17 protein-coding genes are annotated in these 26,589 nt (G+C 51.9%); 3 read left to right on the plus strand and 14 right to left on the minus strand.

Features of this window, described 5'->3' with window-relative positions; genetic code table 11:
* Positions 1-44: 44 nt before the first annotated feature.
* Together FYZ48_RS20605 and trhP are read left to right on the plus strand one after the other, a co-directional pair.
* Positions 45-974: a sialate O-acetylesterase gene (locus tag FYZ48_RS20605; RefSeq protein WP_149343857.1), complete on the plus strand. Its 930-nt coding sequence runs from the start codon at positions 45-47 to the stop codon at positions 972-974.
* Between the two features lie 56 nt (positions 975-1,030).
* Complete coding sequence (gene trhP, locus FYZ48_RS20610; protein ID WP_149343859.1) at positions 1,031-2,407, plus strand: prephenate-dependent tRNA uridine(34) hydroxylase TrhP; 1,377 nt, start codon at positions 1,031-1,033, stop codon at positions 2,405-2,407.
* A 6-nt stretch (positions 2,408-2,413) separates the two neighbouring features.
* Here trhP and FYZ48_RS20615 read toward each other — a convergent pair whose 3' ends face one another.
* The 13 genes from FYZ48_RS20615 to FYZ48_RS20675 all read right to left on the minus strand — a co-directional run bounded on the left by FYZ48_RS20615 (position 2,414) and on the right by FYZ48_RS20675 (position 23,021).
* Positions 2,414-3,064, minus strand: a complete 651-nt coding sequence (locus FYZ48_RS20615) for a BON domain-containing protein (RefSeq protein WP_187782138.1) — start codon at positions 3,062-3,064, stop codon at positions 2,414-2,416.
* Between the two features lie 167 nt (positions 3,065-3,231).
* Positions 3,232-4,125: a hypothetical protein gene (locus FYZ48_RS20620; RefSeq protein ID WP_149343864.1), complete on the minus strand. Its 894-nt coding sequence runs from the start codon at positions 4,123-4,125 to the stop codon at positions 3,232-3,234.
* Between the two features lie 24 nt (positions 4,126-4,149).
* Positions 4,150-7,968, minus strand: coding sequence for a secretin N-terminal domain-containing protein (locus FYZ48_RS20625; RefSeq protein ID WP_149343866.1), 3,819 nt, complete (start codon positions 7,966-7,968; stop codon positions 4,150-4,152).
* A gap of 551 nt (positions 7,969-8,519) precedes the next feature.
* The gene (locus tag FYZ48_RS20630; protein WP_149343868.1) at positions 8,520-10,418 is read right to left on the minus strand and encodes a cadherin repeat domain-containing protein; all 1,899 of its coding nucleotides are present in this window, start codon (positions 10,416-10,418) and stop codon (positions 8,520-8,522) included.
* 61 nt (positions 10,419-10,479) lie between these two features.
* Entirely contained in the window at positions 10,480-11,955 is a 1,476-nt protein-coding gene (locus tag FYZ48_RS20635) for a hypothetical protein (protein ID WP_149343870.1), read from the minus strand.
* Positions 11,956-12,023: 68 nt separating this feature from the next.
* Positions 12,024-13,730: a type II secretion system minor pseudopilin gene (locus FYZ48_RS20640; protein ID WP_149343872.1), complete on the minus strand. Its 1,707-nt coding sequence runs from the start codon at positions 13,728-13,730 to the stop codon at positions 12,024-12,026.
* Positions 13,731-13,751: 21 nt separating this feature from the next.
* The gene (locus tag FYZ48_RS20645) at positions 13,752-14,678 is read right to left on the minus strand and encodes a prepilin-type N-terminal cleavage/methylation domain-containing protein (protein ID WP_149343875.1); all 927 of its coding nucleotides are present in this window, start codon (positions 14,676-14,678) and stop codon (positions 13,752-13,754) included.
* Positions 14,675-15,127: a type IV pilus modification PilV family protein gene (locus FYZ48_RS20650; protein WP_149343877.1), complete on the minus strand. Its 453-nt coding sequence runs from the start codon at positions 15,125-15,127 to the stop codon at positions 14,675-14,677. The genes FYZ48_RS20645 and FYZ48_RS20650 overlap by 4 nt, the downstream gene beginning before the upstream one ends.
* Positions 15,124-15,744, minus strand: a complete 621-nt coding sequence (locus FYZ48_RS20655) for a prepilin-type N-terminal cleavage/methylation domain-containing protein (protein WP_187782139.1) — start codon at positions 15,742-15,744, stop codon at positions 15,124-15,126. Before FYZ48_RS20655 ends, FYZ48_RS20650 begins: the two co-directional genes overlap by 4 nt.
* Before the next feature lie 45 nt (positions 15,745-15,789).
* Positions 15,790-16,242, minus strand: coding sequence for a type II secretion system protein GspG (locus FYZ48_RS20660; RefSeq protein WP_145044025.1), 453 nt, complete (start codon positions 16,240-16,242; stop codon positions 15,790-15,792).
* Between the two features lie 91 nt (positions 16,243-16,333).
* A complete protein-coding gene (locus FYZ48_RS20665) occupies positions 16,334-17,542 on the minus strand; it encodes a type II secretion system F family protein (RefSeq protein WP_149343882.1) in 1,209 nt (402 codons plus the stop codon).
* Positions 17,543-17,605: 63 nt separating this feature from the next.
* Positions 17,606-19,288 carry a GspE/PulE family protein gene (locus FYZ48_RS20670; protein ID WP_149343884.1) on the minus strand — a complete coding sequence of 561 codons (1,683 nt, stop codon included), beginning with the start codon at positions 19,286-19,288 and terminating at the stop codon, positions 17,606-17,608.
* A gap of 52 nt (positions 19,289-19,340) precedes the next feature.
* A complete protein-coding gene (locus tag FYZ48_RS20675; RefSeq protein WP_149343886.1) occupies positions 19,341-23,021 on the minus strand; it encodes a secretin N-terminal domain-containing protein in 3,681 nt (1,226 codons plus the stop codon).
* A 517-nt stretch (positions 23,022-23,538) separates the two neighbouring features.
* On the opposite strand from FYZ48_RS20675, the gene FYZ48_RS20680 reads away from it, so the two are divergent.
* Positions 23,539-24,534, plus strand: a complete 996-nt coding sequence (locus FYZ48_RS20680) for a hypothetical protein (protein WP_187782140.1) — start codon at positions 23,539-23,541, stop codon at positions 24,532-24,534.
* A 36-nt stretch (positions 24,535-24,570) separates the two neighbouring features.
* On the opposite strand, the gene FYZ48_RS20685 is transcribed toward FYZ48_RS20680, so the two are convergent.
* Positions 24,571-26,370 (minus strand): hypothetical protein, encoded by a 1,800-nt coding sequence (locus tag FYZ48_RS20685; protein ID WP_149343890.1) that lies wholly within the window; start codon positions 26,368-26,370, stop codon positions 24,571-24,573.
* Positions 26,371-26,589: the final 219 nt, after the last annotated feature.

Below are 26,589 nucleotides of genomic sequence, written 5' to 3' on the forward strand. Positions count from 1 at the left end.
CGTACGGTTTCCTTATTTACCAGGTTGCTGCGAAAGGGTTCCCCATGCTGCGTTCTGTCTGTCTCGCGCTGACACTGTTTTCATCCCTGCTGTTGCTGAATATCGATCGGGCAACTGCGAAAACCTACCGGGTGTATTTCCTGGGAGGCCAGTCGAACATGGATGGATATGGCTATGTCAAAGATCTGCCGAAAGACTTAAGTGACCAGGTCTCCGGAGTGATGATCTTTCACGCGAACCCATCACCAGATGCCGTCCCCGTCGATGGCCGCGGTATCTGGGCTCCTCTGAAACCCGGTCATGGAGCCGGTTTCAAGTCGGATGGAACTTCGAATACCTACTCCGATCGATTCGGTGTGGAGCTGACCTTCGCCCGCAAGATTAAGGAACTGGCCCCCGATGAACCGGTGGCGCTGATCAAGATCTCGCGTGGTGGCACATCAATCGCCATCGACGCCGCCGGCAAATTCGGTTGTTGGGATCCAGATTTCAACAGCGGAAGCGGTGCAGGTCAGGGAATCAACCAGTACGACCACTTTCTGGCAGGCATGAGACGGGCCTTACAGACACGAGATATTGATCAGGACGGAGAGCCGGATACGCTAGTGCCGGCTGGAATCGTCTGGATGCAGGGAGAAAGTGATGCTGCCTACACAGAGGAAATCGCCCAACAGTATGAAGCCAACCTCAAGCGACTGATGGACTTAATACGCGCAACACTACTGACAGATGACCTGCCCGTTGTGATTGGACGTATTTCTGATTCCGGAGATAATCCGGAGGGAAAGGTCTGGAAGTATGGTGAAATTGTACGCGATGCCCAGGCGTCGTTCGTCAAAAAAGACGGACATGCGGCCCTGGTAACCAGTACAGACGGATATGGTTATTCGGATCGTTGGCACTATAATTCAGCAGGTTATCTGGATTTAGGCAGTAAATTTGCCCAGGCCCTATGGAAAGCCCCCCAGGATTAGTACTATCCTGCGTGAAGACTTTCCTTTTTATATTCTATTTGAGAGTGTGATGTTCGATGTCTGCAACCAAACCTGAACTGCTTTCCCCAGCCGGAACCCGTAAAGCCATGCAGTACGCTTACGCCTTCGGGGCCGATGCCGTCTACGCGGGACAGCCCCGTTACAGTCTCCGTGTGCGGGAAAACGAATTCAATAAACTGGATGTCATGGCGGATGCGGTTGCCGAAGCACACAAGCTGGGTAAAAAATTCTACATCGCCAGCAACATCGCCCCGCACAATCTCAAGGTCCGCAGTTATCTCAAAAATATGGAACCGGTCATCGACATGCAGCCCGATGCGTTGATCATGTCGGATCCGGGACTGATCATGATGGTCCGCGAACGCTGGCCCGATGTGCCGATCCATCTTTCAGTGCAGGCCAATGCAGTCAACTATGCCACCGTCAAGTTCTGGCAGAAGTTTGGTCTGACCCGGATCATTCTGTCGCGAGAACTGTCCATCAAGGAAGTGGCAGAGATCCAGGAAGAATGCCCCGACATGGAGCTCGAAGTCTTCGTACACGGCGCACTGTGTATCGCCTATTCCGGACGCTGCCTGCTATCGGGGTATATGAATCATCGCGATTCCAACCAGGGGAACTGCACCAACGCCTGTCGCTGGGACTATAAAGTTAACGAAGCCGTACAGACACTGGAAGGGGACATCGTGCTGAAGAATCCCCCGCCCCCACGTGAACCACAGCTGCCGATCGTGGATCAGGTCTTCCTGCTCGAAGAACCCCAACGACCGGGAGAGTACATGCCCGCCTATGAAGACGAGCATGGCACCTACATCATGAACTCCAAAGATCTCCGCGCGGTACAGCATGTGAAGACCTTTACCGACATGGGCATCAGTTCGTTGAAAATTGAGGGACGAACCAAGTCCTTCTTTTATGCAGCCCGCACCGCACAGGTCTATCGTAAAGCCATCGACGATGCTGCAGCAGGGGTGGAGTTCAATTACGAACTGATGGAAATGCTCGACAGCCTGTCGAATCGTGGTTATACGGAAGGTTTCTTCCAGAGACATGCATCAGAGAGCATGCAGAATTACGAGCACGGTCGTTCGGTTGCCAGCAAGCAACAGTTTGTCGGCGATATCATCGACCGCGATGCAGACGGTCTGATTGTCGATGTCAAAAACAAGTTCGGGCTCAACGATGAACTCGAGCTGATGACTCCTGCAGGGAATACGGTCTTCTCATTGAAGTCGCTACTGAACCAGAAATCAGAATCTGTGGACGTGGCGCCGGGCAGTGGGCATGTAGTGAAGATTCCCTTCACAGAGAATCAGCTTGAAGAGAGTGCCGGATCGATGAGCGACCACGATCAACAGTTCGCACTGCTCATGAAATCGGTTGGGACGCCAGCGACGGCCTCACTCACCTAGAGCCGTTTACTTCTGACCTTTGACGGTCAGTTCGTTATTGACCTTGCGCACCCCTGGCTCAAGCATCGCCAGGAATTCGACCAGTTTCCGAGTTCCTGCTGAGTCGACCTCACCACGCAGTGTCACACTGTGATCGGTGTTGACCTGAAATTGCACGCCACTCAATTTGTCATTTCGAGTTCGCAGTTGATCGAAGGAATTCCCGATTGATGTGGAGACGTTACTCACGGGAATTGCCGGTGCCGTAAATGCAACTCTTAACTGTGGTCGGAATTCGGGTACCTTGGGGCCTGTCTGTCCTGCATTCCGCTGATTCAGGCTGTTTTGCGACCCTCCCCCCGTCGCACGATTGAAATTCCGGTTTTGTCCGGGAGCACCGCCGGTTGCTGACTGGGCATTATCGCGACCAATAAATGCATTCTGCGCGGCATCAGAGCGGCCAATGAAACTGTTCTGAGAATTCAGATTCTGTGGCGTTCCCATTCCAGATGAGAGCGGCGTTTGCAGATTGTTCAGGGGAGATTGTGCTGTCCCTGAACTTCCTCCTAGACCGGATGTAGATCCCCCGAAAGATTGAGTGCTCCCCCGTGATGATTGTGAGCCACCACTGGTAGAAAGTGTCTGCACCTGCCCCTGACAGATTTGTGTCTGGAGCATGACCGCACACGCAAAACCCGCTGTGATCATTGAACTTGTGAAGAATTTATTCAACATGATATTCCCTTGAACTGGGAGATAGAACCGGGGCTTGCAGACACTTCTCTAATTATACCATCGTCATTTACGGGGGGAAGCAAATAATCCGTTTGTCGCCCGCTGCCTCTTTAGCGATTCCCACTCAGACGGTATTGCCGATATTCTGTGTCAGACTGAGATTCAAGCGAAGTTCCCTGTTGAACCGGTGCGGCTTCAATCCGAGTCTGTTTTTTCTCGTTGAGCAACTGACCCAACTGTTCTTCCAGTCGTCGAATCCGTAGATCCCGATCATCGACAGATGGGGGTTGTTCGCGCGGCGCGAGGGACTCGGCACTCACCTGTTGAATCACAGGTTCCTGGGCAGGTACTGATACCGGCTTCCGTTTGAGATCGGCAGCCAGTTCCAGTCGCTTGCCACGCTCACGTCGTGCCAGCGTCTCGACGGACGTGACAGCATCTTCTTTCTGTTGAGGAGCAGGTGACAGTTGAGCCAGTGGCTGAGCCGTATCAGCAGGAGGCTTCTTGCCTTCCAACTTGACGGAAACCATCCGGGAATATACTTCGGGAGCCTCTGTTTGAGTCAACTTGACCCGCAAAGCACATTCCGCCTGATCCTTCCCTTTTCGCACGTAAGGAATGAAGAGTTGATAGGCTGGCCCGAGGGTCGAGTCCACAGCATGTACCTGCCAGGCTCCGGAATCAAATTTAAACTGATGGATCGGCTTGGACTGCTCGGTCCCCTCTCCCTGATCGTCATAGAGGTAAATCATGACTTCCCCCTTCACGTAGACGGGGGTCGTATTGTTGTGTTGGAAAAAGAGTAACTGCCCGGCGAATCCGCGTGTAGGTAAACCATCCACCCCTTTGCCTTCAGCCGGCTCCCACAGCGCGATCACTTCCACTGCCGGTTTCTTTGCACTGGCATACTGTCTGGAATTCTGCCAGTTCCAGGTCGACAGTGCCAGGCTGCTGCAACCAGACAGAGGAATGAAACACAACAGGCAGATCACAGAATATCGCATAGATCTGATCGAATGCTGCATTACTTAGTCTCGCTTCCAGTAAGGGAATTTCGGTTTCTTGAATCGTGTTTTCGGAGCAGGTTTAGTGGGGATCGCAGGTTTTGATTTCGTCTCATAATTCATCTGCTGAATTTCTCCCCCCAGAGCAGGTGCCGGCGGAGTTTCGGGCATTGGATTCAGATTCGATTGTGGCATCACAGTCGTGGGAATCTCTTCCAGCATACCAGGGCCATCGGGCATGAATTCCGGTTCTCCCGGAGGCACTGCGAAGATGGGACCGTGCATATCTTCTGCTTTTTCCACCTGTAGATGAATTCGTTCGGCTTCCACCTGCTTGATGAATTCAGAATCTGCATCGTTGCGGATAATTCTCGGCGTGAGGAACACGAGCAGTTCTTTACGACGTGTAGAGAGATAATCGTAACGGAAGGGGATGCCCAGAACGGGGATGTCACCCAGCCAGGGAACCTTACGTTCGATCGTGGTATCAGATTCCGTAATCATGCCCCCCAGAACAACGGTCTGTCCGTTAGGCACACTGACGGTTGTCTGCACGGAGGTAATATTCTTGATGGGAGATTCCACAACGTTTCCGGTCGTGGCATCGGTAAAGATGGGAACACTCGATCCATTAAAGTCACTTTTCTCTGCCAGGGTTTCCATGACGATGTTACCGTCCGGACTGATTCGGGGAGTGACCGTCAGGATAATCCCTGCTTCCGACTGCACGATAACAGGATTCGCTGAACCGACTGCGGTGACAGAAACCCCGTTGACCACGGGCACGATCTGACCGACCTGAATTTGAGCTGTCACATTATCCACGGTACGAATCTGTGGACGACTCAGAATGTGCACGTTTCGCTTAGCGGCGAGGGCCCGAATCAGGATACTCACTGATTCCGAACTGGCAGAAAGTACCAGTCCCCCGAAACCAAGATCACTGTTGCCTCTCTGCAGCGAGAAGTTACTCAGTGCCTGACCTGCAGTATTCCCGGTATTATTCGTGTTATTGGTCCCCAGAGGATTCACAGAATTGAAGATGAAACCTGGTGTTGCTTCCTGAGACACGATCGTCTGATTGGTCTGAGTCACGTTATTCTGACCGGTTACGGTCTGCTGTACCGTCAGAACATTATCAATCAGACTGCGGTTAAAGAGCAGGGAGTCCTGGATACCCAGTTCCACACCAAACTCATCGTCGTTATCCAGTTCCACTTCAACAATCAGAGCCTGGATAATCACCTGAGGTGCTTCTTTATCCAGCTCTTTGACCAGGTTGGAAACCTGTTCGAAATAACGGGGAGTCGCACTGATGATCAGATTATTGTTGATCGGTTCCGGAACCACGATTACTTCGCGTTCGAGCAGTTCGAAACTACTGATCAGATCCGGGTCCTGAGCGATCAGTGATCGCTGCGTTTCCAGAAATTCATTGATTGCCTGAGACACATCGGCCACCGGTGTATTCTTCAACTGAATAACGGTTGTTTCCCGCTTGCGGCTGTCGGCACCATCCAGCTTGAGCAGAATCGCTTCCACGATCTGCAGAGCATCGGCGCCCCCTTGGGCAACAACAGAGTTCGTACGGCGATCGACTGAAAACTTGAGTGGAATCAGGTTGCTGTTCGCATCATTTACGCCTGCGATCTGAATTCCCAGATCGGTCTGCTGGTTTTCCTCTGAGAATGTTGACTGTAACAATGTGACCATTGACTCAGCATCAGCATTTTTCAGAGTAAAGACTTTAAGCTCTGCAACCGTGATGACGCGTTCGTCAAACTGTTGAATCAGAGCGCCGATCAGGTCCAGGCTATCCTTAGGGGCTGTTACAACCAGTGTATTGGCCCGAGGATCAGGAATCAGGCGAATGTCAGCCAGAAGGCCGGATCTGAGTACCCGACTCTGCTGTCCTTCTTTTGAGAGATATTCGAGTACCACAGAGCGGGCTTCCTGCAACTGCTGTGCGGCTTCCCCGCCTGCGCCACCGATGTTGGCTCCGAGACCGGTCGTGGTCCGGGCGGCTGCCGGATTTAATACGCTCTGCAGAGTAGCATTCAATGTTTCCGCCAGGTCGGCGGCAATGGCATTCTTGAGTGGGAAGATCTTAACACGGCTCACCGCCTGCGACTGATCCAGGTCAATCTTATTGATTAAAGCAGCCACTTCCTGCATGTCGCGAGGCTGTGCCTGCACGATGATCGAATTCGTGCGAATATTTGGCGAGACCACAACCCGCGTCCCCAGTCCGCCACGCTCGTTGTAAAACTCACGCAGAGTTGTCGCAACCTGACTGGCGCTGGCGCTCTTCAGCTGAAATACTCCAAACTCATTCATCGGATCTACAGGCTGATCGAGTTCATCAGCCAGTTTCAGAATCGAGGGCATGTCGGTTTCCGGAGCCAGAATCAGCAGGGCATTCGGTTTTACCAGGGGAATGATTTTAATCTTCTGTTCCTGCCCCTGGATTGCCCGCAGCTTGACGAGGTCTTCGTAAACACCATTCAACAGTTCTGCCAGAGCAGCGGAGTTCACGTGCCGCAGGTTTAACAGATGAATATCAGGACGTGTTCCTTCACTGAGTTTTTCCAGTTCCTTGATGATCTTCATCAGCGCGTTTACATCTTCATCTTTTCCGCGCAGAATCAGGACTCCCAGATCCGGAACCGACTCAATGTTGACGTTACCACTCAGGTCCTGTAACAGTTCAGGTAACGATGGCTTTGGGGCCGTGTTCTCCGGTTTTTCAGCCGGTTGAGGTGGTACCTGTGGAGCGTTCGGGTTTTGTGGTTGAGCTTCATCAAACGACATTTGGTCGATACGTTCCCGCAGCTGGTCAATCCGCTGCTCACGAGGCGAACCCAGCTGATCTACATAGCCTTTTGCCGGCCTGTTTCGGGTAGAGGCCGCAGTGGAGGCAACCTGTGTCTGCTGATGCAGTGTCTGTGCAACTCGACCAATTTGTGGCGAACCTGTTACGAGCTGAATCGACTCTGCATAACCATTGGCAGATCGGTCCAGCTTCAGAACGGTTGATTTGAGGGCTGCAGCTTTCTTCCGCGATGCCTCGAAAACCAGTTCATTATTCTGTTTGTCCAGACCAATACGAAAATCGACCTGAGCTGAGATCACATCCAGGCTTTTGCCGTCCTGATCATGATTCAGTGTCTGCTGGCGTGATTCAAATACCACAATACCAGGCAACCCCCGGGGGCCTTCCCCCTGCAGTTCTGCCTGTGTTTCAAATGCATGATAGAACAGTCTGAGAATATCGGTGCTATGAACGGTGCGGGGATGGACACTGAAAAGAACTTTTGCAGGTTCAGCTGTGCCCGGTTGTAACTGACGGGCACTGTTCTCAAATGTCGGTGGTTCTACTGAAGCGGCGATATCAGCGTGTCTGGCTGCTGGAACCGAGGTTGGTGCAGTTTCCTGATGTGCTACACGCTCGACTTCTGACGGCTTCTGCTGAGGCTGCTCTGATTCATTGTCTGCTGACTGAATTGTCGGACGGATATATCGCGCCTTGGTCGATCGGAGATCCAGGACGACAATAAATTTATCTTTCTGTAACAGACGGAAACCTTTGGGTTCCAGCTCCCGGTTCAAAATCTGAAACGTTTCTTCGAGGGTATGAGGCCGTTTGTCTCTGCGGGAGAAGAATCCTTTGGGAACAACATCCATCACAAGCGTCAGTCCGCTTTGTTCTGCGACTTTACGAAGCACCTGATCCCAGGTGGACTGCAAATGGTTCAGGGTGATATTGGCAACATCTTCGCTGTTTTGTGTTTCATCCTGTCCCTCTGCGGGCAGTTCGGATACGGGAACACTCTTTGAGGTCACCACTGCAGCTTTTGCTGACTGATCAGACGACGCAGAGGAAGGTTTGCGCAGGCGGTTCCAAAATCCCGGTTTGCTGTCAGCATATGCTGAGAGAGAGGGACCGCAAAGTATAAGAATCGCTAACAGACAACGTAGATGTCTGGAAAATTTTCTGACTATTCTATTGTAAGAAAACAAGGGGGCACCCCATTAGAATCAGAAGTGAACGAGAGGAATCAAAGGTCGGGAAAGTGGACGCATCTCGAGCGAGATCATCTCCGACAGAATCCCTACAATCGTTATTATCGGTAAAGTTTAACATTCACATTGAACAAAGGTTTTGATTTTGCCAAGAAAGTCGGCGTTTTTTCACCGAACATCTATCGCGTTAAGCGCATATTTATCAGCAACTTACAACGCCACGTAGAATGAAGGCGCAGGAAGAAATACATTGCTGGTGAAAACCGGCAGGCAAAATAGGATGTATTGGATTGATAAAAGGAGAGGTGAGTCTACGTAGATAGGAGAGTTTTGTTTTTACAAATGCCACATGAGAGAGAGGGGATGCGGCTCTAATTTAACACGGGAACCGAGGCCAGGTTTCGCAGAGATCTGAAATTTTCTCCCAAAGAGAGCATCCAGGGCTTTCCGTCTATTTCCAGAATGATGTGTTGATCGGTGATCGTTTTCACAACCGCATGCAAATCTGCGACATCGATTGAATCCCCCTCTTTGACTTCCCGTTTTTCATTGGTAGCGCGATTGCGGATCCAGGCGATTCGACGGCCGTCCAGTTCGATACTGCCAGTTAAAAATGTAAAAAATGCATCATCCAACGTGACATTGACTGTCAGCTTCTGTGTGCTGGACGCAGACGGTATCCCGGAATCAGTCACTTTGATTGTTACGGGGTATTCTTTCATTTCTGTCGCAACGGATGGCGTCCAGGTCAACTCACCTGTCTGAGCGTTGATCTGCATACCCTCAGGGGCACCAGACTCTAATTCGAATGTCAACTTCTGAGCGGGTTGATCCGAGTCGGTTGCTTTTACCTGGAGCGTTAAGGGGCGCGTCTGGTATGCCGTCACATTAGATACCGTTTCCAGTTGAGGGGCGGTATTTTTTTCCAGAAACTCGATCTCGAACATTCTCTCAACTTTCTGATCGCCTTGGGTGGCAGTGATTGTCACGGGAAATGTTCCAGTCTTCTGTTCAGTTGCCGGTGCCCATTGCAGTTTTCCAGCCTGGGCCACAATCCCAGGTAAATCTGATTTGACAGAAATCTTCGGTGCTGACTGTGAAGGATTGATCCCTGCAAGGGGCAGGGACAGATCCAGGCTGTTACCTCTGATCAGAGTCTGTTTCCCAATGTCGCGAAGTTCCAGTTGATAAACCTTGTCAGGGACAGGCTTGGCGAAGGGACTGTTTTCAGCGACCTGCTGATAGTCATACAAAGCCTGCAGGTATTCTGGTACCTGAGTTACAGCCGCTCCTTTGTTGTGCGTGGCTGGTCTGGTATCAAGCAGACCACGCTGGACAGTCCACTCAGTTGTGTTCCGATTGCTCACATTCAGAATTTCGTTATCAATTTTGATCAGGAAGCTCTCGCCAGAAGGGAAATAGCGATCCGACAGAACCTTGAGAAGCTGAGCATCCTGGGTCAGAGGCTGCTGCAGCTTCGTACTTCCTTCTGCCGTCTGATTCATGGGAGCCAGTTCGACCGGAGTCCCCGCATCGTAACGTGCCGGCACCGTTTGGCTGGCACCACGGGTAACTGTCCAGGTATCACCTTTAATCGCATTCACTGTCAGGAATTCCTGATTAATCCGCACGCGGAACGGCGTTTCGTTCGGGAACTCCCCAGCTCCGTTCAGTTTCAGACTGGTTGCATCAAAATTCAGACTCTCGGACAACCTGGTACGTGGAAACAGCTGTTCGCGCGGCTTGGCTTTACTCAGTGCCAGTCCTTCCGCAGTTAACTTCACTTCGAGTTGATCCGCTTTTGCAGTCCCGGTGCTGTCCAGTTCCAGATTGATGATGTTCTGACGTAAATCGGTCTGGTAGAAGTGCAGCAGAAACTGTGTGAGCTGAGAGTAAGTTGCTGTCCCTTCCAGCGAGACCTGAATAGCAATATAGGTCTTTCCTTCCCGAATCCGCCGCCCGGGTGAGAGCTTGAGATTGGTAATGCCCGAGAGCTCCGCTAAATCGCTCAACCATTCGAGGTAAAGACGCTGCGCGTCATGCTCGTCAGGCGGGAGACTATGCGCCACCCAGTCACCGAGTTGTCGGGCAGAGCGGAGCAGTTCCAGTTCCTTGTGTTCCTTCTGATCGATCTGTTGATTCAATGCCTTCAGCTGATTCTGCCGTGTCTGAACCGGTTCGATAAAGGTGCTGTTAATCACAGGCATCCCGAGCCAGACCAGAATGACGGTCCCAAAAATCGCAGCCAGTATTTTTTCTCGTTTCTGCATAACTTTTACATTCAACACTAATCAAGATCGTGGCAGCTCAGACAGTTAACCACTGCTGACATTATTTTTTTGTTTCCGTTGCCGACTTTGTTGTGGGGGCTTCTTGAGGCGGCAGGCGTTCTGCATCAATTTCAAAGGGAACCGGGTACTCGGTATCGCTTGTCAGATTATTACTTCGTTTGGGATGCACCCGGTAATTGTTGTATGAGAGCTGCTGATTCAGATCTCTCACGTCCAGGTCATCTTTGGCATTGCCTGTCGTACGTAGACGGCTCAATGACTGGCCGCTGGAACGACTCACAGAGAGCTCACTTAAATAGATCCGATCTGTTCCCGGTAATACACGTTCCAGTTCCTGAAAGACCTTTAATGTCGGCGAATTCGATTTTTCCCATTCTTCGATCACCGCCACCGACTCCAGAGTGGGCAGCCCCCGCTTGAGCAGTTCATCAAGGTCGCGTTGCACTTTCTGCCGTCCTGCTATTTCTTCTTCCAGTTCGGTAACCCGCTGATGTGTCAGGAACAGAGCCGTCAAGACGATCAACGCCAGACCACCGACTCCGAGAGCAATCTGCAGTTTTCTGCGATCAGGTTTTTCTTCTGCTTTATGGGGATGCAGAAAGTCAACTGTTTCCAGCCGTTTGTGCTGGCGAGCAGAAACGAGTCCCAGGGGTCCTGCCACAGTGCCCGGTACAAGAGAAGTTTCTGCAGTCGATACAGATGCCAGTGGATTCAAAACTTCGACTGGACACTGATACTGTTCCTGCAGATCCTGAATAAGTGACTGCTGTTGGGACTCATCACCGATCAGACTGATGGAACTGATCCCCTGGCCGGCCAGTTGAGCACTACGTGCCATGAGAAAACGTTTCAGTTCGGTCTGGATTGTTTGATTCGAAACAGTTCCATCTGCTACAGAAACCGGTACGGAATTGGTAAACAGTAACCGACGCGACTGGATCAATGACATTTCCAGATAACCGTCCGTCGGATTCAGTATCAATGTCGGCGATTCCAGGTCTCCCGTAGTCGTATGGGCAACCCATTCCGCAGTACTGATAGAGCTAAGTCCCGTGGAGGCGACTTCCAGCCCCATCGACTGAAATGTTTTCAGAGCTTTGTCGTGTAAATCTTTTCCGATACTGACAACGAGAACGTCGCGGGTGGTCTTACCATCCTGAACCGGCATCAGCAGGTAATCGAGCATTAACTGTCCCAGAGGGACAGAAGATTTTGTAGCGGTCTGGAAACGTACGATTTCCGGAATTTCATCCAGAGGAACATCGGGAATTTCAATCAGGCGCACCGTGGATTCGTGACGGGGAAACGAAATCAGGACCTGCTTCGCGGAGACTCCCAGGCGATGCAGTTCATTCTTAAGCCAGCTGCCGGCAGAGACCGGATCCTGCGCAGGACGATGTTGCTCCGGCCAGGTAATTTCAAAGGTGCGTTTGATGGAGACCGACGCCACGCCAACATGCGCTTCGACTCCAGTCAGCTTCGATTTGTCCCAGTTGATTGCCAGATAATCTGCCATAATAAAATTCTCAATAAACGAGTTCAAACAGGCTGAATTCGACTGCCGGTTTGTCTGGTATTCTGCAATTACTGATCCGGTGACATTCCCTGTACTGTCGAAAGATCATAGCCTGCACCGAGATTACTTAAATCACGAACGTAGGTAATACGTGGCGGAATAAAAGTTCCGTCAATAATGGCTTCCATGCGGGTCATCTGTCCGGACTGACCGAAATAGCCCAGCGTCTGCACTCGAAAGACATCGCCGCCACTACAGATATAGGGGGCCAGTTTTCGCAACTGTTCTATTGTCGTCAGACCTTCAATCACAAGCCATCCCGTTGTCTGACGTGCCTGGCTGATTTCTGTGGCAGGGGCTCCGTTTGTAGCAGTCATTTGGGAATTTACGATCGCATGAGCCAGCGTTTCATCCATTTCGGGAATCCCCAGCAGGGTTTCCAGCCGGGCTTCACTGATCTGAATTCGTCCCTCAATGTATTGATTCTTAGTGGTCGTCAACATGTCATGGAGAATCGGGAGACTGGTCGTCATGCTGGCCGCGTCTGCCGGCCAGGGACTGGTCAGTGTTGTCTTGGTTCCATCGATTTCGATTTCCACTTCTGAGCCGACCAGATCATAAATGGAATTGATTGTGAATGCGGCTCCGGCAGACAGATCCATGCCTCCCCGGGTGACCGTCACTCCCTCCTCTGAAAACATCGCTTTAGCCAGCCCGGTGGCCAGTTCGTTTAAAGCCTGTTGTTCCGAAGTATTACCTCCCACGGTCGTCAAGGTTGGCCCTGAGTCCAGATCTTCTACAGTCTGCACGGGGCCACTCACTCGGTAAGCGACGATGAACCGGGCTTCATCAGGTCCCAGTTCGGTCTCCAGTTGATCGTAGAGCTCTGTCAGCATCGTCTGATTGACATTAATTTTCTCAGAGCCATCCGGACGAATATTGATTTCTCGACTGTGTACTGTAAGGTAAGCCGACCAGCCTGCATCCAGCCCCCCATCTGCATTGTCCAGGGGCAGAGTGGCATCACCATCGTTCTCATTCGGATCGAGAATCCCATTGCGATTTGTATCTTCACCGTAGAGCAGTTCCGGAGTCACGCCACGGACGAGCAACAGTTCATCCAGTGATTCCAGCGCGGCATTTTTTGCGTAATAAGGTGACTCCAGAGTGCCGTAGTAATCGCTCTCAGCACCATACGCACGTGGATCATCGTCTTCATCGATCCAGTCCAGAATCGCCGAGGCAATTTCCTCAGTCATATTCGGGATATACATCAGACGGTCAACAGCGGTGATTGCCTCAACATCCAGTTCATTGTCCTCTTCTGTCGCCAGAATATTGAGATTCAGCTTGCCCGACTCATTACTCAATCCGAAGCGAATGGTTTTTGATTGTGCGTCTGAGATGACCGGGGCAACAATACTGAAATAGCCACTCACGCGGGGAACATCGCTGGGAATCAGATTGATATTCTGAAACTGACTCGGATTGTGATACGAATTCCAGCCATCAACATCAGAGCGATCTCCAACATAGGCGGCCGCCAGTTCGATTCCGGAAAGCGCCAGCTCCCGAGACTGAATCGCCCGACCATAGCTGTTGGTGGCTTCGATCTCCACGATCATCAGTTCCGAAAAGGTATACGCCCCCAGACTGAGCATCACCACTACTACTAGCACGACCAGCAAAGTGCTACCTGCGCGTTCCGACAGCCTGCCGACAGGTGTCTGTCGAATGCTACGAAAATCAGGTTGTGAATTGACGGCGTACTTCATGGATTATTATCAGAGGTCTGATTAAAACGAACTGGTGTCCTGTTCTGTGGTCTGTAATACCGCAGGTCGAGCCAGCGGGAGTGCAATCACCATGCTGTAAGTATTGTTGTAACCATTTATTTTTTCGTTCACAGACTCCAACGAAGTCTGTTGCAGATCGCTGCGAAAGCCGATTGTGACCCTGATTGCCTGCGGTACAGTCCCGTATTCAGTGCTGTCCCAGAGTTCGAGCCAGTCAGTGCCATCAAAATATTGAAACTGCAGACTGCTGATTTCCGGTGCCAGGAGTTCTGACTGTGACGCCATCTGCTCCAGATCCGCAGCCTGATCTGCCATGCTCATTGAGAGCCGGTCGCCTTCCAGACGAGCCACTCCCTGCACATCTTCACCACCCCCGGAAGTATTCCGAAACTGATCGCCGGCGGCCCCTTGCAGTCCTCCGGCCCCCGCAACTGCCAGAAAATAAGATACGGAAAGCAGATCACTGCGGACATTCTGCGCACTAGTTGCACCAGAATTCGAAGAGAGTAGCAGAGGCTGGCGGGCTGGTCGACTGGTGTGAAGCACAAGAGACTGACTATCGCCATACACACCAATGTTTCCCGAAGTGTAGGCATCATCGGTACTGGTCACCTGGATTTCGACGGTTTCTGCTTCTTCGGTCTCTGAATCGGCAGAGCCTGTACCCTCCGTCTCTGCTTCTGCTGTCTCCAGTCGATAAGTCACACAGTGCAGATCATGTGATATTTTCTGAAAGACGGCTCGCGCAATCTGAGCCTGTTCCACCTGGCGATGCCCCAGAGTTGTATATTTCCAGTAGAGATCCAGGGCGGAATAGATGGCAGCCAGCAACAGACTGGTCAGCCCAATGGCCAGGATGACTTCGAGCAGAGTGAACCCGGGTACTCGTCCTTTGTGAACATGCTTGTGCGATGAGGAGCGTTTCATAGCTGCTCCTCCAGTGTCAGCTCTGTTGCCGACTCTACCGTGTTGGCTGCGTCGAGCAGCATTGCCGGATCTCGAATCTGTCTTGTCAGCTGATAGCTGGTCGTGACACTTTCTCCCGCTCCGGAGTAGAGCACGCTGACTGTTAACTGCAACATATTCTCGTAGGCGCCAGGCTGGACATCCAGGCTCCACTTCCAGTTTTCTTCATCTTCATACGCAGCCTGAGAGACCGATTCCAGAGGCTGGGCTCCCGCCAGTACTTCCGCGAGTTTTGACTGGCATTTAAGTATTGCCTGTGTTCGTAACTGTGCCTGCACAGCTGCCCGGGAACCGATGCCAATCAACTGACTGAGGGCAGTGAGTGCGCCGAGGAAAATCGCCAGTGAGATTAAGACCTCGAGCAGGGTCAGCCCGGCACGAGTGCGTTTGTTTGTTGGAATGCTGATCATGACGATTTCCCCTGTCCGTAGGAAACCGTGGTCGTACCGGTAAGGCCGCGCAGTTGAATGCGAGCCACGGAACGCTTTTCTTTCAGAACATCCTGATTTAAATCAAAGGCAGCCGTCCCATCCGGATAAAAGGTGATGGGGAAAGCTCCCTGCATCCAGTTCCAGTCTTTTGAATTTGGCAGGTTTGATAACCAGACATAGGGGACTGCCGCCTCTGTCACAACTGCCGAAGTTTCCTGGCTGAACTGGAATTCCTCGGGCAACTTCCCCGAGAGCACAGATTGACTGGTCGCGATGGTACCCGTATTGGCTCCAGAAGATTCGCCTCCCAGCAGTCCCTGATCGACGGGAACGACCAGATATTGTCGCCCTCCCGGTTCCAGAAAGACCTGATACATCACCCCCTGATCAATGGCCCGCACCCGGGCGGCAGCAAAGGCGGAATTCAGATCCTGCATGCTCTGTCGCAGCCGGTTGCTCGCACTGATGCGCAACACCGCCGGCCACACGACACTGACCAGAACCAGCAGCAGAGCCAGGACCAGCAGCATCTCGAGCAGCGTAAAAGCGGCTCGTCGTGAATGCTGTTTTCCTGGCTGGTACTGGTGGTGGATCACGTGGAATATCCTCTGGCAAAATCAAAGACTGGAGCGGGACAGAAACTATTCTGTCTGCTCCCAGTTATTAACATCATCGCCGGAACCGTTTTCATCCTGCTGATTGGGACCGGAGGACCAGATGGCCGGCTTGGTGGACTGCGCTTTATTGTTCGGGTACTCGTAGTGGAACATCTGCCCCCAGGCATCCAGTGGCAGAGATTCAATAAAGGGTTCAGCAGCCTGACCATCCGTGCTGACGGGCTCGAGCAGCAGTTGTAACTGTTCCGGTCCGCCTTGAGGATATTCGCCATTATTCTCGGCGGCATAGAGTTTGAATGCCTGTTCGAGATTATGGATACTGGCGCGGGTCGCTTTGATATTTGCTTTTTTCTGGCTTCCCAGCAGGTTGGGAACGACCATCGCAGCGATCACAAGAATAATGCCCAGCACGATCAACATTTCGAGGAGGGTAAAACCACGCCGCTGTTGTCTGTTGTGAATCTTGATTTGTTTCATGTCTCCATCCTTTTTACTTTATACTTGTTCCAGAAGGGAATGTTCTGGGTTCTACCCGAGTGAGATAAAACCAATGACTTGTCAGATATTATTATATTAAACCGGAGCTTTGGAAAACCGGTAAAAGTAATGCCAGCATCACAAAAACGACCACAGCGGCCATGATGAGCAGCATGAGTGGCTCCAGCATTCGCACAAACATATCCAGCTTGCGGTTGGTCTGGCGTTCCATGTTGTCTGCAATATCGATCAACACCTGTTCCAGGTTGTTGGCTTCCTCACCAACGGCAATCATTTCGACGACTTCTTCCGGGAACTGACCGCTTATGGCAAAAGGCTGGGCTATCGATTTTCCGGCAGAAATACTCTCTGCGGCTTCACCAATCGAATTACTGATGACTTTATTGCCGGCCGCATCCTTGGCGATTCTCAGGGATTGCAGGATGGGGACGCCATTGGCCAGCAGGGTCCCGAGAATTCGGCAGAAACGGGCAATAGCCAGACTGCGAACAATGGCTCCCAGGCCATAGGCATTCAACCGGAACTGATCGAATTTCAGACGGCCTTCCGTTGTCTCGATATACTTATAAACCGCGGCCCCCACAAAAGCGATCGCGAAAAATATCAGAAACCAGTAGGACTGCATAAAAGCACTGAACCCAAGCAAGGTTGTGGTTGCCCAGGGGAGATCGCCTCGCTCAGACATCCGCTGAAAAATCGGTTCGAACTTGGGAACGAAGTAAACCAGCAGGAAGCTGACGATCACAGTTCCGAAGGTGGTCAGGAACGCGGGATAGATCATCGCACCGACTACCCGGTTCTTCAGTTCTTCCTGATGGTCCGTGAAGCTGGCAATTCGCTTTAATACGTCTTCCAGGAAGCTACCTTCCTCGCCGGCACGTACCATACTCACAGCCAGTTCCGAAAAGACTTTGGGATGCTGCCCCATCGCGACTGCCAGCCGGGTTCCATCAGCGACTTCCGCACGAACCTCTTCGAGTACCTGCTTGAGCGATGGGTTGGTCGACTGTCGATTTAACAGTTCCAGTGAGCGTAAGAGAGGCACCCCCGACTTAAGCAGGTCGGCCAGCTGTGTATAAAAAACAGACAGATAGCGGGCCCGGACCCGTTTGCCAGACCGTCTCAGCTGCGCTTTAGCCGCGTCGGCCAGATCGACTTTGACCGGAAACAGACTCTTAGCAGCCAGCGAATTCAGCGCGTCCTGCTGATTGGCAGCAGAAAGCACGCCGGTCACCTGGCGGCCTGTTGCTTCTCGGGCGATATACTGAAATTCGGGCATCTGACTGACTTCAATTACTTACAAACAGGACTCAACTCTTTTTTCAATCCGCGGGAGCGCGAGTTAAATATCTCCCTTGGTGACCCGCAGAATCTCATCGATCGAAGTGATTCCGGCGAGGACCTTTTCCCAACCGGCATCCCTCAAGGTCTGCCAGCCGTTCTTTCGCGCGTAATCGCGGATCTGTCCTGAGCTGGCATGTTCGGTACACAATTTTCGAATAACTGGATCGTTCACAAGCAGTTCCAGGATACCAATCCGCCCCGAGTATCCCATTTCTCTGCAGTGTCGGCACCCCACAGGTTCATAAATTTCCTGCATCCTCTCCAAGGGAAAGTCCGGAGGAATTTTGTCAGGGTGGGGCTCATGAGGTCGTTTACAATGTTTACAGAGGACACGCACCAGACGTTGAGCCAGAACCGCTTCTACCGTACTGGCAACCAGGTATGCTTCCACTCCCATATCAACCAGACGGGTAAAAGCACCAGGAGAGTCGTTGGTGTGCAGCGTGCTGAAAACAAGGTGCCCGGTCAGCGATGCCTGAATGGCGCTGTTTGCGGTTTCTCCATCACGAATTTCCCCGATCAAAACCACATCCGGGTCGTGACGCAGAATACTTCGCAGGCCCGCAGCGAAAGTCAATCCAATGCGGGAATTCACCTGAATCTGACTGATTCCTTCACTGTGATACTCGACCGGATCCTCTACTGTGATAATTTTCGTTTCCGGACTTTTAATCTCATTCAAGGCACTATAGAGCGTCGAGGTTTTACCACTACCCGTAGGTCCGGTTACCAGGATAATTCCGTGAGGCAATTCGATCATTTCGCGGAACGTGGTCAGCATATCCGCATTCAAGCCCACATTATCCAGTCGGAAAACCATGCGTTCTTTGTCGAGCAGACGCAGTACCACGCCTTCGCCGTAGATCATGGGAATGATCGAAACACGCACATCGATTTCACGTCCCGTAATTCGCAGTTTGATGCGTCCATCCTGGGGGAGTCGTTTTTCCGCGATATTCAGATGCGCCATAATTTTCAGACGCGTAATGATCGCTGAATAAAAATGATTGATCTCTGGTGGCACCGATTGCACCCGCAACAGTCCATCCACACGATAACGGACCACCAGCCCGGTTTCGTGCGGTTCAATGTGCACGTCACTGGCCTGTTGCTGCAGTGCCTCTACGAGCAGTTCGTTGACCAGACGAATCACCGAGGCCGTCTGTGCCATGTCGGCCAGTTCACCGTGTTCCTCGGAGACTTCTTCCAGCAGTTCGACGCCGTCTTCAGCCGCTTTCTGAGAGACCAGTTCGTTGATGGTATCGCCACCAACACCCAGGTTCTGCTTGATCAGATCGACGACGTCTTCATGCAACGCCAGCACCGGCTCCAGTACTTCACCACTGAGCGAACTGAGTTCATCCAGGGCTTCGAAGTCAAACGGGTCGGCAGAAGCGACCAGCACGCGTCCATTTTCACGCTGTAAAGGGAGCAGGGAATGACGAAAGATCGGAGTTGCTGGAAACTGCGATAGCAGCTGGGTATCGATCTGATAGTCTTTGAGCTCGAAATACTTCATGCCCAACTCATCGGCGAATGCTTTGAGCAGGTCTTCTTCAGAGGCGAGCCCCAGATCCATTACCACGCGGTCCAGACGATGACCGTTCGCCGATTGCTGGGCTAACAGCAACTGGCGTTCGTCAAGGATGCCACGTCGTTGGAGAATATCACTGATTTCCATGGATTTGACTCGATGGGATAACGAACTTTTCAGGAGATGATTTCAGGTATGTTTATCGTCCACGGCTACGACCGAAACGGCTGCTACCACCACGGGAGCCACCATCGCTGCCGGGAAATCGGAAACCACGTGAGGACCGACCACCAAAGGGTGAACTGGAAGAACCACGGCCCGAGTCACCACCACCCGGCGATGCGCCCCCCATGCGTTCCCGCATCCGTTGTTCGAAGAAACGTCGAATTTCTTCGCCACGATCGCTGGATCCGGAGGAGTTGTCCGACGGGTTTGAGCTGGAGGGAGTTGGTTTCGTTGTTTTCTTACGCGAATCACTGCCGGTGGTACTGACACTGACATTGGGGAGCAGGGAAGTTAAGGCATTCTGAATCAGAGCCGAGTTGCCGTTATTCAACGTGACAACACGCACTGACTTGCGTGACATTTGCGCGGAGTAATCAAGCTCGCGTACCAGAGTCTCGATCTCCTGGAACAGAGAGTCATTCGCAGACACCAGTAACTGGTTAGCATTGGCATCCACACTGACGGCCAGCTTGGCCTCGGGTGGCTGTGCGCTCTGTGAATTCTGAGATCCCCGCCCGCCCATCATTGCAGCAAAGGGATTGCCACCCCGCGAGTTATTCTGCTGCCGGGGTGCTTCCATATAGTCTTTGTAAAGCTCTTTGACGATATTCGCGACTTCCGTCGCAGACGCATATTCTACGGGGATAATGCCAGGAGAACGATCCCGCAGTGAGTCGGGGAGTTCGGAAGCATCCAGCACTTTGAGCATCTGTTCGACCGAACGCACCTTATCGGGAGGTCCTGTGACATACAGAGCATTGGAACGTGCCTCTGGGATAATGCGCAGTGTCTGTGGCCCCATCCCCAGTGTGGACAGTCCAGTTGCATCCATCAGCCCGCCCCCAATCGAAGAGATCCCGCTGAACATCCCGGAATCACTGGCAGTATCGGAAACGGAACTGCTGGGAAAGAGACTTTCCAGCATCTTGGCTGTGGCTGTCGCATCAGCAGAACGGAGATAAAAAACCGTCCACTGATTTTTAGGAGGGATCGCCTGAGTCAAGGCATCGATCATTTTCTCCAGTCGATCCAGGGCTTCCTGGTCGGTGGATGTGATAATCAGATTATCCCCGTTGGTGGAAACTGCGATCGGATTTTTCTTTGAGGAGCCTGCTGCTTCAGGTGTTTTGTTCTCTGGTTGCGTAACAGGCTTTTCTGGCTCAGACTTTGCCTCTGTATCAGATTCTGTCTGCTGCTCGCTGGCGGTGAACAGGAACCGAGTCTGATCGGAGTCGGTTTTACGGTGTTCCTGCTTGATCGGTCGATCCATTGGAGTGCTGATATTCCGTGATGGATTACGAAAACCCCGGTTCCGAGTAGGATTCTCATCTTCTCCCAACACGCGTTCCCGGATCTGATTTTCCTGTGAGGGAACAACAATGCGAATTGGGTTCTCATCACCTGACGAGGCTGACCAGAGCTTATCAATCAGTTGCATGATTTCACGTGAATCCCGACCTCCCAGAGGGATCGTGCGAATGGGACCACGATCAGCATTTTCCTGGGCTCTGCCAGTGCCATCCTCACCCAGTTGGGCCAGCAGAGCTTTGACCTGAATCACCTGATCCGGAGTTCCCCGAACCAACAATCGCCGCCCCAGAAGATCGGCTTCGATCGTGGGAGCGTCGTTTCCATCCCGCAAAAACAGGGAACGTAAGGTCGTGGTTGCAGAGAGGGGATCCAGCTTACTCAGGTTGATGACTGAGACAGACTGACTGCCCCCTTCGCCATCCAACTGTCGGATTAATTCATCAATCTCCTGGTGTTCCTTGGGAGTCGCCACGATATGAATCTTATTATTCCGACCATCTTCATTAACAACGACTCCCGGCATCATCGCATCAAGGGTCTTGGTCACTTCCCGCGGATCCGAAGAATTGACAGAGTAAACCCGCAGGTAAGGCTTGTTTCCACCGGGGGCCAGCATGTTGCCTTCGTCGACATCAATCGATTTGATAATTTCTTCCGCCAGTTTAAGCTGGGCGGGTGTCGCAGTTACCAGCAGCCGATTTGTACGCGGGTCCGCTGTCACCTGTGTTGTCGAATCTTTCGTCGGCGTCTGTGGAGGGGGTGAACTGTCTCGACTGCTGCGACGTCGATAATCATAGTAGCGTGAAGAAGAGGAGGACGAGCTGGCACTTACATTCTGGGTAGCCGAGGGCAGCCCGAACTGGTTGCGCACAATTTTCTCAGCCTCATTGGAATCGATAAACTTCAATTCAAACGCGCGGAATGCAAGATCGGTAGGACCGGCATTCGCAATGGCACCTTCCAGCAGTTTTTTCACACGCTGCAGGTTGCTGCCGATATCGGTAACGATAATCGAATTGGCTGTTTTCAATGCAACGGACTTACCCTGGGGGCCCAGAATGGCCTGGACTTCTTTGGCGACCTGATCGATGTCGACTCCCTCCAGCTGGAAGCTCACGCTCATCAGTTCATTTTTGCCTCGCTGGGGTAGCTCACTGGCATCGACAATGGGTACCAGGTTGGGTGGAATGCCGTTATCGATGTTCAGAACGACCAGGAACTGATTCCGCCGAACAATGACATAGCCTTTCTGCAACAGATATCCGTTAATGATATCCAGCGCTTCGGTGGGAGTGTAAGAACCCTGATCGTAGTAGTTGAAGGTCCCCGGAGGCACATCGTTGAGATCGAGCGTATAGCCTGCGGACTCAGCGAACAACTTCAGGACATCGCCCCAGGGAGCAAATCGGAAGTTGAACGACATCTTGCCAACTTCACCCGGCTTTTTCGCAGGAACCGTTTTCTCATCCGCTTCGTTCTCAGCTATTGCCACTGGTTTAGCACCGAAAGAGATGCTGCGGTCTTCAGGCTTGAGCCCTTCCGGTTCAACGGGGATCTGCGGTCTTGGTCGCGGGGCAGCTCCAGGGGTACTGCTGACAGAGGGAGCCGTACCCGGGGTCGCTGTGCTTTCTGCTGTGACCAGAGCGGGGCCGAGCATCTGCTTCCACTGAGACTTTTGATCTGGAGTCAGGACCGCCTCAATTTTCTGGTCGAATTCCTGCTGCACTTTTTCCCGTTCTTCCGAGGTAGCTCGTCGCCCCAGATCCCGACGGGCATCCGAACGCTGTTCTTCAAGTTCTTTGATCTTCGCCAACTGCTCATCGGTCAGCTTGAGCTGTTTGCCGGTTTCGTCGTCGGTCAGCTGACGATATCCGTTTTCCTGCAGCTGCAGCTGTTTCAGGCGTGCTGACTGCTTTTCATTCAGGAGACCCCAGAGTTTGGCTTCGCCTTCCGTGCGCTGTTTCTCAAAGGAAGCACTCATTTCTTCGCGGACTTTGGTCCGCTCTTCGTCGGTCTGGGCATCCCGCATGCGGTTCATGAAGGGTTCCATCGACTCGCGACTGGGACGCATTGACTGGGCTGCTTCCTGGAGCTGTTTGATCTGATCTTCGGTGAGCTGGAGTTCCTTCTGAATCTCTTCCCGCGTCACCATGAAGCCAATCGCTCCTCGGAAGCCGCTGAAACCCCCTCCGCCAAACCCACCGCGAAATCCGCCTCGGTCGCCTCCGAAGCCACCTCTGCCCCCAAAGCGACTTCGGTCACCACCGAAGCCTCCGCGGTCCCGTCGGCCTCCAAAACCACCTCGGTCTTCAGAGTCACTGGAAGGTTCCTGGGCAAGAAGCACTGAGTGTACAGATTCTGAACACACGAAGGTGAAAGAGAGTACGCTGAGCACGAAGAACTGGTATTTCATTTTACGAGTCATATTTAATCACAATTCTGCGATAAAACGGCAAAGAAGTGCAAATAAGATATTCTTTTGATCATTATGCTAGAACTGCAGAAAATCAATTACAAGATAAAAAATTCGACTCAGTTAGTATCACCTTATACCCCAAGGAGTTATGGACCGTTTCAAGGATCCACCGATTCTTCCGGAATGAAGCGATCTTTTCTCCAGGGTCTGGTGTTTCTATGTTAGAGTCTGAAACGGGGTTATTACAGCTTATTTCAAAAGATGCGCAAATTCCCTGTCTCTGTTTATTAAACACGGTTTTTGACTCGAAAGACCGCTCTATTTCATGTGGAGCCAGAAAATGTTCCGGTTTGTCCGATATTTCGTTCCAGTTGTACTGCTGGTAACGTTCAGTGCTGATCTGTCATATGCGCAGCCTGGAGGTGACAGTCGCTCACGAGGGTTCATGTCCTTTCTGGATCGCAATCGGAATGGTGTCATCGAGCCCGATGAATTTGATCGGATGCCGGGCCGCTTTAAAGAGATGCTCGAATCAGCGGGTGTTGACACCTCCCGCAGCATGACAGCTCAGGAATATGAACGTGTCATGCCACGCGTGATGGAACAGATGCGGAGCCGTCGTGGCTCTTTCGGCGGCGGTGATCGAGGTGACAGTGATGACCGAAATCGCTCCGGTTTTTCCCGCGGTTTTGGTGGTTCTGGTTTCGGCGGGCCTCCCAGCTCCTTTTCCCGTTCCCGGGGAGATGACGACGATGATCGCGATGATAGCTCGCGGGGCGGCTTTGATCGGGACTCCATGCGAGGACGCTACGGATCATTCCAATCAGATCGAGGTCGTGACGAGGGCGATTCACGCAGCCGCTCCAGCAGTTCACAAAAGGAACCCAGCAAACCGGTACGGACCACAGTGGATCTGAATTCAGATTTTGTACCCCACGATACCGACCAGGACGGGCAGATCGGACTTTATGAGTGGCGGAAAAACAACCCCGGCAAGTTGTCAGAGTTCTTCTCCATGGACCTTAACGGTGACGGGTTTCTGACTCCGAAGGAAATTCAGCTCTCCAAAGCGGGTACCCCGCAGAGAAGTGCTGCCTCATTCATGTTCGCCTTGAACTCTGGACAATCAGGAACTTCCCAGCCAGCTCCACAGGAGTCCTCCGCGAGCGCGACTCCAGCTTCAGCATCCAAATCAGCAGAACAGTCTGCTCAGACGACAGCAGAAACAAAACCTGTGGCCCCCAGTTCCGACCCGATGGTCAGCCAGGCGAATTACTTCTTTAAACTGCTGGATCGCGACAAAGATAATTCGATCTCTGCAGAAGAATGGAAGAAGAGCCGATCCATGCGACGCATGTTCGAAGAAGCCAGCGTCGACCTGACTGTGACCATGTCGCAGGAACAGTTTGTCAAGCATTATATCGCGATCAAAAAAGATTGATCTGGCCGAAAACGCTTGGACATCACTTCGATACCTTCAAGGTTTGGGCTGGGGTAAAGCGTCTCGCTTTTGTCCGCGTTCTCTGTTGCGTCGCGCACGTCGTTCCTGATTCCGATCAAACTGCTTCCCGATGGAAACTCCCAGCAGCTTCAGATAGCCCTCGTCAAACTGGAAACGCGAGCGGACTCCGGTTTCTGTCGGTTGAGTTGTGATGAGCACCAGATCATTTTCTGAAGTGAAGATTCCGTCAAGGATTTTCATGATTTCACTTTCATTGATCTCCGCTTCTGAGAACAACTGCAGCCAGGGCTTGATATGGAACTCAAACTGAAACGGAGCCGTCCGCTGGACCTTGCGTTCTTCGGGGGTTGCAGTATGGATCCGCTCGATAGCTTCATTCAGAGCGGCAACCGCGATCTCAGTTCCCATCGCAAACCAGATGACTTCAGAATCGGCGCCCACATATAACGAGGGGACACCGCCGAGGAATCGTCGCTGTCGATCATCGGCATTTTTTACATCAGGTTGTAACTGATGCAGGCCAATTCCCTGAACGGTTTCTGCGTTTGTAAAAATGCGGGCCTTGTTATCAGGATTCTTCTCGACCCGGTTGATCATATCGAGCAGAGCAGCGGGCAGGTTTGACGACGGAGCTACTTTAATGCCGCCGATCAGGGCAAATTTTTTGGACGGGGTCGAAACCAGTTGCACAAAGGCATCAATATGGCCTTTATTAACCTGAGATTTGACAGGGGCAAAGAACTGCTGGACGGAATTCGTCTGCTGAAGCCGCTCATCAGCAGTAAGCAATTTTTCACTCAACTGTGTTTCAAAATAATTCAAATAATTGAGATAGGATTTGCGATCGCGACGGGGCATGATGACGGAAACAGACGCCGCCAGTGGTAATGTTTCGCGGGCCGTCACGACGCTGAAATAACTGGCCTGGCCTGGCAGGTTTTTCATGCTGCGTGCCAGATCACTGTTGGGACGGGCCTTGATCAACAGATCGACAAATCCCTGCTTCTGTACTTTGTCGATATGGGCCCCCAGTGTCAGTTGCTGTGCTTCATTGAGAAAATATTCAATGTTCTCCAGGTTCTGCTTGCCCGACATTCTCCGCAGTTCGTAAGCCGCATTGGATTCACCGTCCCGCTGTTGCAACTGTGTTTCGATTGCCGTGCGGAAAAAGCCCAGAAACGTGGTCCGCATCAGTTCTGGAATTGAACTCATATCAAGTTGTGCAGCCGCGTCGAATTGAGTCGTCAGTTGCTGATATTGTTGAGCAGGATCTTTGAACTGATGTGTTTCAAAGACTTCCAGATCGAGCGACGCCTCTCCCCGCTGATGAAACTGATGGGCATATTTATCTTCGATGCGAAAGTAAAAGGCGCTGTTGCCCGCTTCGACCACATACAAACCTTCTTCGCGAGGCAGACGCTCTTCTGCATTCATGAAACCGGGCAGAATACTCTGAAAAGTTTCAATGAAGGAACTGATTTTCGAGACGGGATAATAAGGAATAAAGACCGGCTGAGGCAGCAGGCCTGTTTTCAGGTATAATTCGAAACCCAGATTGCGATTCTGATCGAGGCCCTCCAGGTCGTTTACATTTGCCAGTGAGGCTGAAGCAATCTCAGCAATTTCAGGTCGCTCTGCCAGTTCAAAAATGAAGTCGATATCCTGCAGGATCCGCTCCACACTGGCAACATTCACCACGATGACAGGTTTGGGTAACAGAGCCTCGACAGGCTGATTTGTTTTATCCTGCCCCTCATCCTTTTTTTCCTGGTCTGATTCCTGTGCCGGTAATGAGCCGCAAAAGAACAGGGACATCAGTAAGGTCAGGCTAAACACGCAGCGCCAGCCGAATTGTCGTTGAGTTAAGCTCGGAGCAGAATATGGAAAAATCATACGATCCCTTTTCACAGACGTGAGTTTCACCAGAAATTTTCAGAAGCCCGGCCCATCGCCCACAAGATCTGATTGTATTTAGAGACCAGCACAGCCACTGATTTTGTGCAATATTCTGTGCCAGAGAAGCCGGGGCGAAAC

This window comes from Gimesia chilikensis, assembly GCF_008329715.1.
GTDB lineage: Bacteria > Planctomycetota > Planctomycetia > Planctomycetales > Planctomycetaceae > Gimesia > Gimesia chilikensis.

Excerpts from the sequence above, each read along its gene's own strand:
- FYZ48_RS20670 (WP_149343884.1), bottom strand. The coding sequence starts at position 19,288 with ATGGAAATCAGTGATATTCTCCAACGACGTGGCATCCTTGACGAACGC.
- FYZ48_RS20685 (WP_149343890.1), bottom strand. The coding sequence starts at position 26,370 with ATGTCCCTGTTCTTTTGCGGCTCATTACCGGCACAGGAATCAGACCAG.
- FYZ48_RS20645 (WP_149343875.1), bottom strand. The coding sequence starts at position 14,678 with ATGAAACGCTCCTCATCGCACAAGCATGTTCACAAAGGACGAGTACCC.
- FYZ48_RS20630 (WP_149343868.1), bottom strand. The coding sequence starts at position 10,418 with ATGCAGAAACGAGAAAAAATACTGGCTGCGATTTTTGGGACCGTCATT.
- FYZ48_RS20665 (WP_149343882.1), bottom strand. The coding sequence starts at position 17,542 with ATGCCCGAATTTCAGTATATCGCCCGAGAAGCAACAGGCCGCCAGGTG.
- trhP (WP_149343859.1), top strand. The coding sequence starts at position 1,031 with ATGTCTGCAACCAAACCTGAACTGCTTTCCCCAGCCGGAACCCGTAAA.
- FYZ48_RS20615 (WP_187782138.1), bottom strand. The coding sequence starts at position 3,064 with ATGCTCCAGACACAAATCTGTCAGGGGCAGGTGCAGACACTTTCTACC.
- FYZ48_RS20620 (WP_149343864.1), bottom strand. The coding sequence starts at position 4,125 with ATGCGATATTCTGTGATCTGCCTGTTGTGTTTCATTCCTCTGTCTGGT.
- FYZ48_RS20660 (WP_145044025.1), bottom strand. The coding sequence starts at position 16,242 with ATGAAACAAATCAAGATTCACAACAGACAACAGCGGCGTGGTTTTACC.
- FYZ48_RS20680 (WP_187782140.1), top strand. The coding sequence starts at position 23,539 with ATGTCCTTTCTGGATCGCAATCGGAATGGTGTCATCGAGCCCGATGAA.
- FYZ48_RS20605 (WP_149343857.1), top strand. The coding sequence starts at position 45 with ATGCTGCGTTCTGTCTGTCTCGCGCTGACACTGTTTTCATCCCTGCTG.
- FYZ48_RS20640 (WP_149343872.1), bottom strand. The coding sequence starts at position 13,730 with ATGAAGTACGCCGTCAATTCACAACCTGATTTTCGTAGCATTCGACAG.
- FYZ48_RS20650 (WP_149343877.1), bottom strand. The coding sequence starts at position 15,127 with ATGATCAGCATTCCAACAAACAAACGCACTCGTGCCGGGCTGACCCTG.
- FYZ48_RS20635 (WP_149343870.1), bottom strand. The coding sequence starts at position 11,955 with ATGGCAGATTATCTGGCAATCAACTGGGACAAATCGAAGCTGACTGGA.